The sequence below is a fragment of the Thalassospira lucentensis genome, from assembly GCF_001613805.1.
Lineage (GTDB): Bacteria > Pseudomonadota > Alphaproteobacteria > Rhodospirillales > Thalassospiraceae > Thalassospira > Thalassospira lucentensis_A.
The window spans coordinates 41,426-54,071 of the sequence record NZ_LPVY01000013.1; the positions used below are offsets into that span (position 1 = coordinate 41,426).

Genomic DNA, 12,646 nt, shown 5'->3' on the forward strand with positions numbered 1-12,646 from the left:
CTGCCGTATCAGTAGGCGTCGACGACTTCTGCATGGCGTGTACAATCAGCCGCAGCCAGATCGACAAACACGTCAGTGATGCTTTCAGCAGTCGGGAGCGTTTCGGGATTTTCACCCGGATAGGCTTCGGCACGCATCTTGGTGCGGATACGGCCCGGATTGATCAGATTAACGCGTACAGGCGTTTCTTCGAGTTCCTGGGCATAGGACAGCACCAGACTTTCAAGGGCTGCCTTTGTCGAAGCATAAAGGCCCCAGAAGGCACGCCCCTTGGACGATGCATTCGAGGTCACGAAAATTGCACGCCCGGCATCGGAAAGACGCAGGAGTTTATCAACACTGCGGATCAGACGGAAGTTCGCCGTGACGTTGGTCGCATACGTGTTTTCAAACACCTGTGTATCGATATGACCGACCGGGGCAAGTTCACCCAGAAGTCCGGCATTGCCAACGACGATATCAAGCTTGCCAAAGCGTTCATAAATCGATGCACCCATGGCATCGATCTTTTCATACATGGTCAAGTCCATCGGCAGCAGTACAAGTTTCCCGCCGTCAGCCCGGATTTCGTCATCAAGTTCTTCAAGCGCACCGACATTGCGACCCAGCGCAATGACAGTGGCACCTTCGGCGGCAAAACGTTTTGCAACCGCGCGACCGATCCCGTGCGAGGCCCCTGTGATCAGGGCGACGCGGCCTTCAAGGCGCTTTGCGTCACTCATGCGGACTGCCTTTCGACAAGTTGGCTGAGTTTACGGTCCTTGTTCTCGGCCTGATGATCGACCAGACGGATCGGGTAATCACCAGTGAAGCAGGCATCGCAGAAGGCCGGACTGTCATTGTCGCGTCCCGGAAGACCGGCAGCGCGATAAAGGCCATCAATGGTGACAAAGGCAAGGCTGTCGACACCAATGATCTTTGCCATGCTTTCAATGTCGTGATTGGCCGCCATCAGTTTTTCCTTCGATGGCGTATCAACACCATAGAAGCACGGATTGGTGGTCGGCGGGCTTGCGATGCGCATATGGACTTCCGCAGCACCGGCCTGACGGACCAGATCGACAATCTTGGTCGAGGTCGTGCCGCGAACAATGGAATCGTCGACCAGAATAACGCGTTTGCCCTTGAGTTTGCCGGGGTTGGCGTTGTGTTTCAGCTTCACGCCAAGATGGCGGATCTGATCTGTCGGCTCGATAAAGGTCCGGCCGACATAATGGTTGCGAATGATGCCCAGTTCAAACGGAACACCGCTGGCCTCGGCATAGCCAAGAGCGGAAGGCACGCCGGAATCGGGGATCGGCACGACCACATCGGCTTCAACACCGGATTCCAGTGCCAGTTCGCGACCGATATTTTTGCGCACGTCATAAACGCTTGTGCCTTCGACAATGCTGTCGGGGCGGGCGAAATAGACATGTTCGAAAATGCAGAAACGCGATTTCACCGGTTTGAACGGTTTGATTGATTTGAGGCCATCATCGGTGATTTCAACGATCTCGCCCGGTTCGACATCGCGAATGAATTCCGCGCCAACGATATCAAGGCCAACCGTTTCCGAAGACAGGATGTAGCTGTCATTCAGCTTGCCCAAAACCAGCGGACGAACACCCAGGGGATCACGTACACCAATCAGTTTCTTCTGAGTCATGACCACAAGGCTGTATGCGCCTTCGACCTGACGGACAGCATCAATCAGACGATCAACGATCTTCTCGTACAGGCTGGTTGCGATCAGGTGAATGAAGGTTTCGGTATCGGAGGTCGACTGGAAAATCGAACCACGTTTGACCAGGCGTTCACGCACGGCAAGCGCGTTGGTCAGGTTACCGTTATGCGCAATTGCCAGTCCGCCGAATTCGAAATCGGCAAATAGCGGCTGCACGTTGCGAAGGCCTTTGCCACCGGCTGTGGAATAGCGCACATGGCCGATCGCACGATGGCCCTGCAGGCTTTTGATTACGTCTTGAGAACCGAAGATGTCCCCGACCTGACCGGACGCCCGGTGTGCCGGAAAATCTTCGCCGTCATAGGAAACGATGCCGGCGGCTTCCTGTCCGCGATGCTGAAGCGCATGCAGGCCAAGGGCCGTCAGGGCCGCCGCATCGGGCGAACCGAAAACACCGAAAACACCGCATTCTTCACGCAGCTTGTCGTCGTCAAATGGATTGGTGGTCAGCATGAGTGGGTTCCGCTCTCTCGCCGGTGGCGCAGGATGCCGCACCCATGCGAAACCCTGTCGCCTCACTCGTTGGTGGTCGCCTCTATCAGACGATCCAAATCATCGCGCGAGGGCCTTGTATACCCGTTTAGGGGCTTGGGTCCAGCACCTTTTGGCTCGGGACCCAGAAGTTGACGGTATGTCTGATCGTTGATTTCTGCATCACGTTGCGCACGGGCCATTTCTTCGGCCGTTGTGTCAAAGATTTCATCGGGCATTGCGCGCATCAGCAGGAACGCGCCTTCTTCCAGAACCGGGCGTGTGCGGGCATCGCGAACCCAGTCTGGCTGCGAGGTTGCTGGCAAAAGCCATGACAGGGCCAGAAAGCCGATACAGACGATAAGTCCGCCACGCAAAAGACCAAAGACAAAGCCAAGGGTGCTGTCGAGGCTATCAAGTCCGGAATTCTGAACTGCACGGCCAATCCGGCCGCTGATGAAGGAAAAGATCAGGAAGGTGATCAGAAACAGACCAACCCCGGTTGCCAGATCGGCAATCAGTTCAGACGGGATCAGATCGCGGACATAGGGACGCGCAATAGGGTACCCGTACAAGGCACAGACACCAGCCCCGACCCAGCCCATCATCGACAGGGTTTCATGGATAAAGCCCCGGAAAAATGCAAACAGACCCGAGATCAGGACAATGCCCACAATCACCAGATCGAATACGTCCCGTGCACCAAGATCGGGCAGGCTGGAGAAATCCATAATTCAGTAAATCCTGTTGGTCAGTCTGTTCGCAAGCACGCGCACACAAAGGCAGCCAATGATCAATACATGCCTTCGCGTGGACGCACCTTGTCGCGGACATCGTCGCCGAAGAGATTTACCAAATCCTGAAGATGGCCGATTTCACGCTGGTCCAGGCCCTTTATCGTGATCTTCTTCTTGCCGTTTGCGCCGGTACGTGGCGAATAGGCATTGGCAAAGCCGAGTTTGGCGGCTTCTTTCAGGCGCGATTCGATTTGACCGACGGGGCGGACTTCGCCTGAAAGGCCGATTTCCCCGACAATAACGGTTTCGGCGGGAACAGGTGCATCTGCGACCGCCGATATCAGGGCGGCTGCCACCGCAAGGTCGGCCGCGGGCTCGCCGACGCGCATACCGCCCGCAACGTTCAGATAAACGTCAAACTGGCTAAGCGGTAATCCGCAACGGGCATCAAGAACCGCAAGGATCATGTTCATACGGGCCGAATCCCAGCCAACAACCGCGCGACGCGGTGTGGCAAGTGCCGATTGCGCGACCAGTGCCTGTATTTCCACCAGCATCGGGCGGGTGCCTTCAAGCCCGGCAAACACGGCAGTACCCGATACCGGCGCTTCGCGGTCAGCAAGGAAAAGGGCCGACGGGTTTGGGACTTCGACAAGACCCGCATCACCCATTTCAAACACACCGATTTCATCGGTGGCACCGAAACGGTTTTTGACCGCGCGCAAAATACGGAACTGATGGCCGCGTTCGCCTTCGAAATAAAGAACCGTATCGACCATATGTTCCAGAACACGTGGGCCAGCAATCTGCCCTTCCTTGGTGACATGACCAACAAGGATCACGGCAAATCCCTTGCGCTTGGCAAGGCGGATCAGTTCAAGCGCACACGCGCGGACCTGCGATACTGTACCCGGGGCGCTATCAAGGGTATCGGCATACATTGTCTGAATGGAATCGATGACCACGACTTCATGCGCGCTTTGATCCAGTGTGGCGATAATATCGCGTAGGCTGGTGGCGGCGGCGAAATCGACCTTGGATTTTTCAAGTCCAAGACGGGCGGCACGCATGCGCACCTGATCAACCGCTTCCTCGCCCGAGATATAAGCGCATTTATGTCTGGCTGACAGAACGCCAACGGCCTGCAACAGGATCGTCGATTTACCAATCCCCGGATCGCCGCCAACCAGAAGGGCTGAACCGGGCACCAGCCCACCACCAACCGCACGATCAAGTTCGGCAATGCCGGTGATGATGCGGGGCGGGCTTGCGCTTTCACCTTCAAGGGCTACAAAATCAAGCTGCTTTCCCTTGGACCCTGTCGCGATGCCGCCGGTCGCCTTTGGTCCTGCTTCAATGCGTTCTTCCTCAATCGAATTCCATTCACCGCACGCATCACAACGCCCGGTCCATTTTCGGTATTCGGCACCGCAATTCTGGCAAATGAAACGACTTTGGGTTTTGGCCACTGGTGGCTCCGCGCATAAGGATGGAACGAAACGGGCGAGGGGCTTGATCGGTAATCAGAGATGCTTCAGATCAAGATCCAGCGGACCTTCGATATCACCCGAAACGAACTGTTGCAAATAGGGGTTATCGGCCTTGTCGATTTCAGAAACCGGACCATCCCAGATGATTTTTCCCTGATAGAGCATGGCAACGCGATCAGCTATCTTGCGGGCACTTGCCATGTCATGGGTGATGGTCATGGCGCAGGCTCCAAGTTCACGGGTGCATTTGACAATCAGGTCGTTGATCACATCGCCCATGATCGGATCGATACCGGTGGTCGGTTCGTCAAAAAACAGGATTTCTGGCTCGGTCGCAATGGCACGTGCCAGACCGACACGTTTTTGCATACCCCCTGAAAGGGACGCGGGGGACATGTTGGCGACTTCGGAACCAAGGCCGACATCGGCAAGGCGTGCAATCGCAATATCACGGGCCTGTTTGCGTTTCATACCGCGGCCTTCGATCAGCCCAAAGGCGACATTTTCCCAAACCGGCAGGGAGTCAAACAATGCTGCCCCCTGAAACAGCATGCCGGTATGGGCAAGCATGTCTTCGCGGGTTGAACGCGATGCGCCAACCATTTCCGTCCCATTGACCTTGATGGATCCCTGTTCGGGAACAAGCAGGCCCAGAACGCATTTCAAGGTGACAGATTTGCCGGTGCCCGAACCGCCGATAATGGCAACAGATTCGCCGGGCCCGACATCCAGATTGACACCCTGCAGCACCTTTTTCGGGCCAAAGGACTTGTGCACATCACGAAGCGAGATTTTGGCTGTGTCGCTCATATCCCGCCCTTAGCGTGTGAAGAAGAGTTCGGTGACGATATAGTTCGAAATCAGGATCAGGATGGAGCTTGAAACCACGGCATTGGTCGTTGCCTGGCCCACACCCTGTGCGCCGCCACGTGAATGATAGCCGTGATAGCAGCCCATCAGCGTGATCAGGAACCCGAATACAGAGGCCTTCACCAGACCCGAAATCACGTCAAGCTGTTCAAGATACTGGAACGTATTGCGGATATAGGACCCGTCGTTGAAGCCAAGCTTGTTGACCCCGACAAGATACCCGCCCAGCACCCCGATGATATCACCGATCAGAACAAGCACCGGCAGGGTTACCAGCCCGGCAATGACGCGCGGCACAACCAGATATTTGAACGGATTGGTCGAAAGCGTCACCAGCGCATCGATCTGTTCGGTAACGCGCATCGTGCCGATTTCAGCAGCAATGGCCGCACCGACACGTCCGGCAACCATGAGCCCCGCCAAAACCGGGCCCAGTTCACGTGTCATCGAAATGACAACAACCGTGGCAACCGCACTTTCGGCAGAAAAGCGTGAAAATCCTGAATAGGATTGCAGGGCCAAAACCATCCCGGCAAACAGGGTCGTCATGGCGACGACCGGCAACGAGAAATAGCCGATCTCGCACATCTGTTTGAATATCAGTCGGAAATAGAATGGCGGTGTTACCATATGGCCAATGGTACGCCCGGCAAAGACCGTGACGCGACCTACAAGGGCCAAAAAGGCAAGGAACATACGGCCAACCGGCGCAAAGATCGGCATTGGAATTATTATTTCCCCTGTTGCAGGCCAGTCAGTGGCATTGGCCGATTTATTCAAGTCAGCTTTCTGTATAGACCCGCCGGTAGCGATGTCCAAGAGAAGTCAGTACCTCATAACCGATTGTACCCGCAGCACTTGCGATGTCGTCAACTGTCATTTTGTCATCAATCAGCGGAATCATGTCGCCGGGTTGCAACGGCTTGCCCGGAAGATCGGTGATGTCGATGCTGATGGCATCCATCGAAACCCGCCCGACGTAAGGCACTTCATGCCCCTTGATGCGGACTTTACCCGCATTTGAAAGCGAACGTAGCCAGCCATCGGCATAGCCAACCGCAATCGTCGCGATGCGACTTGCACGTTCGGCGCGCCAGGTATTGCCATAACCAACCGCTTCGCCAGCGTCGATCTGACGAGTCTGAAGCACCTTGGCCGTCAGTTTGACTACTGGTCGCATCGGGTTGGTGGTTTCCGGGGTCGGATTTCCGCCCCAAAGCGCAAATCCCGGGCGGCAGAATTCAAGATGGTAATCGTTATTGCGGAAAATCGCCGAAGAATTACAGAAACCGCGTGGGGCTGGCGGCAGGCGGCGATACCATTTCATGAACAGTTCGTACTGCTCGGCCGTGACCGGATTTTCAGCCTCGTCGGCGGCTGCAGGGTGGGTCATGTAACCCGCCTTTTCAAAGCCGTACAAAAGAGACGAATAGCGATCAACCAGCTCACCGATCTCACGCGGGGCAAGGCCCAGACGGTTCATGCCGGTATCAAGATGGATGAAGGCTGGTGCCGGGCGTTCATGTTCGCGGCACAGATTTGACCAGCGTTCGATCTGGCCAAGGTCATTGAGAACCGGAATGACGTCGTTCTCGATAAAGAATTCTTCGTCGCCGGGAAGAACACCGTTCAGGACAGCAATGCGACCGCCGCCTCGTAACAACGGAAACAGATCTGCTGCCTCATTTGCCTGCGCGACAAAGAAAAGACGGCAACCCTGCTTTTTCAGAACCGGCACAATGGTTTGTGCGCCAAGGCCATAGGCATCTGCTTTGACAACCGCACCACAAGTCCGCCCTTTATAGCGTTTCTTAATGATCTGGTAGTTATCTGCAATCGCCCTCAGATTGATCTGAAGTTCGGCACACTCAGCAGCACGGCCGGCGGCGGGAAGAACGCTCATTCGCAATACCCCGTGGAGTCCGTTTCGGTTCAGGCCCAAGGCCTATTCATATTCTTCTTCGATATGGTCAAGGTCGCCAAACTTGGTGTAGTTCCCGTCAAAGAACAGGCGCACGTTGCCCACCGGGCCGTGACGCTGTTTGGCAACAATGACTTCTGCGGTGTTGTAGACGTGGTTCAGACGTTCCTGCCACTGGGAGTAGCGCTCGCCGAACTTGTCGGTTGCTTCTTCCGGGCGTTGTGCCGGTTCCGCACGTTCGAGGTAATATTGTTCACGATAAATGAACATGACGACGTCAGCGTCCTGCTCGATCGAGCCCGATTCACGCAAGTCTGAAAGCTGCGGACGTTTGTCTTCGCGCTGTTCGACGGCACGTGAGAGCTGCGACAGGGCAAGGACCGGAACTTCGAGTTCCTTGGCGATTGCTTTGAGCATACGGGTGATTTCGGAAACTTCCTGCACTCGACCGTCTCCGCGGAAGTTGGTTGGCGGTGCCAGAAGCTGAAGGTAATCGACGACGATCATCGCAAGGCCGTGCTGGCGTTTCAGTCGACGGCAACGTGTGCGCAGGGTCGAAACCGGAAGGGCTGGCGTATCGTCGATGTAAAGCGGAACGGTGTTGAGTTCCTGGGTGGCAACGACAAGACGCTGGAAATCGTCTTCGTTCAAATCACCGCGGCGCATATTGTCGCCGGAAACTTCGGCCGCCTGGGACAGAAGTCGCCCGGCAAGCTGTTCCGCCGCCATCTCGAGCGAGAAGACTGCAACTGCACCGGTTTTTAGTTCGTCACCCATGTCTGTACCGGCACGGCGGTTCTGATGCGATGCAATCGCTGCATTAAACGCCACGTTCATTGCAAGGGCGGTTTTACCCATTGACGGGCGTCCGGCAAGGATCAGAAGGTCGGACGGATGCAGACCACCAAGCTTGCGGTCGATATCGCGCAGACCGGTGGTAACCCCGACAACCTTGCCTGCGTTTTTATAGGCATGTTCGATATTCTCGTACGCCTTGGTCAGGGCAGGGCCGAACGCAACGAAACCGGATTCTGCCGCACCCGCTGTTGCCAGAGAGAAAAGCTTCTGTTCGGCTTTCTCGATCTGGTTGGCAGCGTCAGTTTCAATTTCGTAGCGATAGGCTTCGTTGACGGTGTCTTCACCGATTTCGATCAGTTCGCGGCGCAGATACAGGTCATAGACGAGTTTACCGTAGTCGCCGGCGTTAATCACCGAGACAAGGTTGTTGGACAATTCGGCCAGATACTGCGCACCACCGATTTCGGCGAGATGTTCGTCCTGACGGAAGAACGCCGACAGGGTCACCGGGTTGGCAAGCTGTCCGCGTTCGATCAGTTTGCCGCACGCCTCAAAGATACGACCGTGGCGGGCGTCCGCGAAATGTTCGGGGCGCAGGATATCTGAAACGCGCTCGTAGGCAGCGTTATTATTGAGGATAGCCCCAAGCAAAGCAGCCTCGGCCTCGAAGTTATGAGGCGGAGTCCGTTCGAGCACCATTCCGGTGTTGCCACCGTGGTTTTCTTCGAGGGGTGCGAACAGGGCATCTAGCTGGGGATCAGTCATGACGTAAAAAGGTATCAGTCATCTTGTTGGGCCGAAAGGGCTAATCGGTATAACTCATAGCCGGTATACCGCAAGCGCAGAGGTGACTTTAGGGATAAAAAGCTGAAATATATTACAAAACCATAAGAAAACGGCGCATCCTTGCAGATACGCCGTTTCCAAAATGGCTTCGAATGAAGGGCAACGATTAAACGTTGGCTTCTTCTTCGCCTTCAACTTCATCAGCAATGTCAGCCGGAACGTCTTCTTCGAAGAGTTCTTCAGCAGCTTCTAGAGCTTCTTCAGCTTCCATTTCGTCGATGGTGCCCAGAACGGCGCCGCCCTTACGAAGCTGCTCGGCGGCATCTTCTTCGGAACGTGCGACGTTGGCGGTCACTTCAACGGAAACTTCCGGGTGAAGGTTGATTTTGACCTGGTGCAGACCAAGGGTCTTGATCGGCTGATCAAGAACGACCTGGGTACGGGCAACAGTGAAACCTGCTTCGGTAACCGCGTTCGAGATATCACGAGCGGTAACCGAACCGTAAAGCTGACCGACGTCAGATGCCTGACGAACGAGGGTAACAGCAAGTTCACCCATGTTCTCGGCAACCGCTTCGGCTTCTTTGCGGCGTTCCAGGTTGTCAGCTTCCAGCTGTACTTTCTTTGCTTCGAAAGCAGCAAGGTTCGCTTTGTTTGCGCGAAGGGCCATGCCCTGCGGCAGCAAACGGTTGCGGGCGTGGCCCGGCTTGACGGTGACTACGTCACCCATCTGACCGAGTTTTTCTACCCGCTGGAGCAGAATAACTTCCATCACCGATCCTCCTCATTGCTACGGGTCATCGGTTGTTTCCCCCGCAGCCTGATTAAATGCTCTACAATTCCAAGTCCGGTGATCGCGACAAACGACCACGTGGACAGAACCGCGACGATATAGAATACCGTCAGTATCATACGTTTTTGCGGCCAACGGGCTGCCTGCCCATGCACCAGCGCCAATCCCTGCAAAAGGAACGGCACTGCCAGCACCACCGCGACGTTTCGCGCCACATAGGCCAGAGAACCATCGGCAAAACCGATAAGAAACCCGGCCAGGGCAAACGCAAACAGTGACCAGCCAGGCAAGGCCATCGAGGCCAGATCGGGCGACGGACGCAAATTGCGGCCGGAGCGCACCAGAATTGCCTGTGCGATCGCAGCATTGGCAAACAGCATAAGAAGCCAGCTTACCGCTACAATCGCCGGGAAGTATGTCTGGAACATACCGATGACATTCTGGACTTCCGGCGTCATTGGGACGCCCATTTCCGAATACATCTGGCCCAGGAACTGCGAAATGAATTCCTGAATGTCCAAACCTTCCGCCGTTACGCTGCCGGTGATGATAATCATCACCATTGCAATCATCACGGCCATGGCACTGACCAGTATTCCGGTCGGAACAAAACCCGGTTTCCCGATTTCGTCCTTGCGGATGACCAGCGCCATGCGGGTCAACAACATCGCCGGTCCGGCAAACACGACCATAAAGACCGTGAAAGGCAGCAGTCCCCCCAGCAGAACCAGGGCACTGCATGCGGCAATTGCCGCAACCAGCAGGCGTTTTGGACCTTGCCAAAATCCAATAAGGAAAAGTGGCAGATGCCCGAAATAGGAGAGCAGCAGCGCCAACGGATTACCCGACAACACCAGCAGAAACAGGACAGAACTGCCCAGACCTGCACCGACCGCCATTAGGGTATTACGCGACATCAGCTACTCCTGGCCCGAGACCGCAAAAGGATCTCTTGCCGACTGCCTCAGATCTGGTCTGCGTAAGGCAGCAGCGCCAGGAAGCGTGCACGTTTGATGGCTTTCGCCAGCTCGCGCTGCTTCTTGGCCGAAACCGCAGTGATACGGCTCGGAACGATTTTGCCGCGTTCGGAAACGAAACGCTGCAGCAGTTTGACATCTTTGTAGTCAATCTTCGGCGCATCCGCACCCGAGAACGGGCAGGTTTTGCGGCGACGGAAAAACAGACGACGTCCAGCCATAATATATTCTCCTCGCTATCTGTTAGCCGTGCTGACGGGGACCGCCGCGACGATTACCGCCACGACCACCGCGCTCGTCGCGATTACGCAGAATGGCTGACTGTTCTTCTTCGAACTCTTCAACCTTGACAGTCATCTGACGCAGAACGTCTTCGTTCAGGCGCATCTGACGCTCGTATTCCGCAATCGTTGCGTTGTCGGCTTCGATCTGGAAGAGGGTATAGTGGCCTTTACGGTTCTTCTTGACACGGTATGCCAGGGAACGCAGACCCCAATATTCGGTTTTGGCAACTTTGCCACCGAGACCTTCGACGGTCTGGGTGAGTTTTTCATTCAGGGCTTCGACCTGTGCGGTCGAGAAGTCCTGACGTGCGATAAACACGCTCTCGTACTTGCTCATAATACTCCTATTACTCCTTGTGGCTTATCTCTTCCTTACATGACCTCGTGCCATGCAGGCATAGCCGGGCAATCCCGGCAAGGAGCCGTGAGACGGCGGAATATACACTTTTCCACAGGGCATGCAACCGTAAATGCCCGCCGGAACTTCTGGTGAAATCTGACTTAAATCGCCTGTGCCAGAACGGGTGCCGTTGTCATGGACATATTTTTCTGAATCGACAGAAATCAGTGCTTTTTGCGGCCGGTTGCAGGATGCGACCGACATTATATATAGGGAGACACATGCCAATCGCCAAAACCGTTACATTGCACCGCGCAACAAGGTTTTGTTTTCGACGTTTGGCAAGTCTGTTACTTTGCGGGCAACAAAGCTACGGAAAGTCGCATGACATTGTCGTCTGTTCTTGACACGGGGCTTGCGGGCAGTATCAAGGGTAGCTCGGAAAGGGGCCTGACAGAAGCGGGTCCTTACGAAAGCAGACAAGGGTAAATTATATATAATGACACGCGCATTCGTTTTCCCCGGTCAGGGGTCGCAAGCGGTAGGTATGGGCAAGGAACTGGCTGACGCATTTCCGGTCGCCCGCGAAGTTTTCCAGGAAGTTGATGATGCGCTGTCGCAGAAACTCAGCACCCTGATGTTCGAAGGCCCTGAAAACGAATTGACGCTTACTGAAAATGCGCAGCCAGCCCTAATGGCGGTCAGCCTTGCGGTTACACGCGTTCTGGAAGCCGAAGGCGGTTTCAAACTGACCGACAAATGCGATCTGGTTGCTGGGCATTCGCTGGGTGAATATTCCGCCCTTGCTGCTACCGGTACCTTTGCGATTGCTGATGCGGCCCGCCTTCTTAAAATCCGCGGGCAGGCAATGCAGGCAGCCGTTCCGGTCGGGGTTGGCGCGATGGCAGCCCTTCTGGGGCTTAACTATGTCGACGCCGTTGCCGTTGCCGAAGAAGCCGCCCAAGGCGATGTTTGTACCGCTGCAAATGACAATGCCGACGGACAGGTCGTTGTATCGGGTCATAAAGCGGCTGTTGAACGCGCGATCGAGATCGCCAAGGAAAAGGGTGCAAAGCGTGCCGTTTTGCTGCCGGTATCGGCACCCTTCCATTGCCCGCTGATGCAACCGGCTGCGGATCGTATGGCCGAAGCACTGGCTTCGGTAACGATGAATGCCCCGGGTAAACCGGTTGTCGCAAACGTGATTGCGGAAAAAACTGCTGATCCGGAAACCATTCGTAAACTCCTTGTGGAGCAGGTTTGCGGAACCGTGCGCTGGCGTGAGTCTGTTCTTTATATGAAAAAGCAGGGTATCACCGATTTGGTGGAGCTGGGCGCAGGTAAAGTTTTGAGTGGTATGGTTCGCCGTATTGACCGTGACCTGACCGGTTCGGCTGTTAACGGTCCGGCCGATATTGAAAGCTTCCTCAGCACGCTTTAAGTGTTGCGCGAA

Annotated in this window: 13 protein-coding genes; 1 reads left to right on the forward strand and 12 read right to left on the reverse strand. The window is 55.4% G+C overall.

Translation table 11 applies throughout. From position 1 onward, the window contains the following. Window positions 1–8: 8 nt before the first annotated feature. The 12 genes from AUP42_RS12410 to rpsF form a co-directional block, all read right to left on the reverse strand. Entirely contained in the window at window positions 9–722 is a 714-nt protein-coding gene (locus AUP42_RS12410; protein WP_062951934.1) for an SDR family NAD(P)-dependent oxidoreductase, read from the reverse strand. Continuing rightward, window positions 719–2,179: an amidophosphoribosyltransferase gene (purF, locus tag AUP42_RS12415; protein WP_062951935.1), complete on the reverse strand. Its 1,461-nt coding sequence runs from the start codon at window positions 2,177–2,179 to the stop codon at window positions 719–721. Before purF ends, AUP42_RS12410 begins: the two co-directional genes overlap by 4 nt. Before the next feature lie 62 nt (window positions 2,180–2,241). Continuing rightward, complete coding sequence (locus AUP42_RS12420) at window positions 2,242–2,928, reverse strand: CvpA family protein (protein WP_062951936.1); 687 nt, start codon at window positions 2,926–2,928, stop codon at window positions 2,242–2,244. A gap of 62 nt (window positions 2,929–2,990) precedes the next feature. Beyond that, window positions 2,991–4,403: a DNA repair protein RadA gene (gene radA, locus AUP42_RS12425; RefSeq protein WP_062951937.1), complete on the reverse strand. Its 1,413-nt coding sequence runs from the start codon at window positions 4,401–4,403 to the stop codon at window positions 2,991–2,993. Window positions 4,404–4,457: 54 nt separating this feature from the next. Next, window positions 4,458–5,234 carry an ABC transporter ATP-binding protein gene (locus AUP42_RS12430; RefSeq protein WP_062951938.1) on the reverse strand — a complete coding sequence of 259 codons (777 nt, stop codon included), beginning with the start codon at window positions 5,232–5,234 and terminating at the stop codon, window positions 4,458–4,460. 9 nt (window positions 5,235–5,243) lie between these two features. After that, window positions 5,244–6,017 (reverse strand): MlaE family ABC transporter permease, encoded by a 774-nt coding sequence (locus AUP42_RS12435; protein ID WP_062951939.1) that lies wholly within the window; start codon window positions 6,015–6,017, stop codon window positions 5,244–5,246. A gap of 58 nt (window positions 6,018–6,075) precedes the next feature. Then, entirely contained in the window at window positions 6,076–7,197 is a 1,122-nt protein-coding gene (gene alr, locus AUP42_RS12440) for an alanine racemase (protein WP_062951940.1), read from the reverse strand. A 42-nt stretch (window positions 7,198–7,239) separates the two neighbouring features. After that, window positions 7,240–8,778 (reverse strand): replicative DNA helicase, encoded by a 1,539-nt coding sequence (locus AUP42_RS12445; protein ID WP_062951941.1) that lies wholly within the window; start codon window positions 8,776–8,778, stop codon window positions 7,240–7,242. Between the two features lie 187 nt (window positions 8,779–8,965). Then, window positions 8,966–9,571, reverse strand: coding sequence for a 50S ribosomal protein L9 (gene rplI / locus AUP42_RS12450; RefSeq protein ID WP_062951942.1), 606 nt, complete (start codon window positions 9,569–9,571; stop codon window positions 8,966–8,968). Further along, window positions 9,571–10,509, reverse strand: coding sequence for a DUF2232 domain-containing protein (locus AUP42_RS12455; RefSeq protein ID WP_062951943.1), 939 nt, complete (start codon window positions 10,507–10,509; stop codon window positions 9,571–9,573). Before AUP42_RS12455 ends, rplI begins: the two co-directional genes overlap by 1 nt. Window positions 10,510–10,556: 47 nt before the next feature. Next, complete coding sequence (gene rpsR, locus AUP42_RS12460; protein WP_062951944.1) at window positions 10,557–10,790, reverse strand: 30S ribosomal protein S18; 234 nt, start codon at window positions 10,788–10,790, stop codon at window positions 10,557–10,559. Window positions 10,791–10,812: 22 nt separating this feature from the next. Continuing rightward, entirely contained in the window at window positions 10,813–11,190 is a 378-nt protein-coding gene (gene rpsF, locus AUP42_RS12465) for a 30S ribosomal protein S6 (RefSeq protein WP_062951945.1), read from the reverse strand. A gap of 502 nt (window positions 11,191–11,692) precedes the next feature. Between rpsF and fabD the strand changes: the two genes are divergently transcribed. Further along, window positions 11,693–12,634 carry an ACP S-malonyltransferase gene (gene fabD / locus AUP42_RS12470; protein WP_062951946.1) on the forward strand — a complete coding sequence of 314 codons (942 nt, stop codon included), beginning with the start codon at window positions 11,693–11,695 and terminating at the stop codon, window positions 12,632–12,634. The last annotated feature ends 12 nt before the right edge of the window (window positions 12,635–12,646 follow it).

What these genes read in the sequence shown, in the direction of transcription:
- rplI (WP_062951942.1), bottom strand. Translation starts at nt 9,571, where the DNA reads ATGGAAGTTATTCTGCTCCAGCGGGTAGAAAAACTCGGTCAGATGGGT.
- AUP42_RS12455 (WP_062951943.1), bottom strand. Translation starts at nt 10,509, where the DNA reads ATGTCGCGTAATACCCTAATGGCGGTCGGTGCAGGTCTGGGCAGTTCT.
- AUP42_RS12445 (WP_062951941.1), bottom strand. Translation starts at nt 8,778, where the DNA reads ATGACTGATCCCCAGCTAGATGCCCTGTTCGCACCCCTCGAAGAAAAC.
- rpsF (WP_062951945.1), bottom strand. Translation starts at nt 11,190, where the DNA reads ATGAGCAAGTACGAGAGCGTGTTTATCGCACGTCAGGACTTCTCGACC.
- AUP42_RS12410 (WP_062951934.1), bottom strand. Translation starts at nt 722, where the DNA reads ATGAGTGACGCAAAGCGCCTTGAAGGCCGCGTCGCCCTGATCACAGGG.
- AUP42_RS12435 (WP_062951939.1), bottom strand. Translation starts at nt 6,017, where the DNA reads ATGCCGATCTTTGCGCCGGTTGGCCGTATGTTCCTTGCCTTTTTGGCC.
- rpsR (WP_062951944.1), bottom strand. Translation starts at nt 10,790, where the DNA reads ATGGCTGGACGTCGTCTGTTTTTCCGTCGCCGCAAAACCTGCCCGTTC.
- AUP42_RS12420 (WP_062951936.1), bottom strand. Translation starts at nt 2,928, where the DNA reads ATGGATTTCTCCAGCCTGCCCGATCTTGGTGCACGGGACGTATTCGAT.
- purF (WP_062951935.1), bottom strand. Translation starts at nt 2,179, where the DNA reads ATGCTGACCACCAATCCATTTGACGACGACAAGCTGCGTGAAGAATGC.
- fabD (WP_062951946.1), top strand. Translation starts at nt 11,693, where the DNA reads ATGACACGCGCATTCGTTTTCCCCGGTCAGGGGTCGCAAGCGGTAGGT.
- AUP42_RS12430 (WP_062951938.1), bottom strand. Translation starts at nt 5,234, where the DNA reads ATGAGCGACACAGCCAAAATCTCGCTTCGTGATGTGCACAAGTCCTTT.
- alr (WP_062951940.1), bottom strand. Translation starts at nt 7,197, where the DNA reads ATGAGCGTTCTTCCCGCCGCCGGCCGTGCTGCTGAGTGTGCCGAACTT.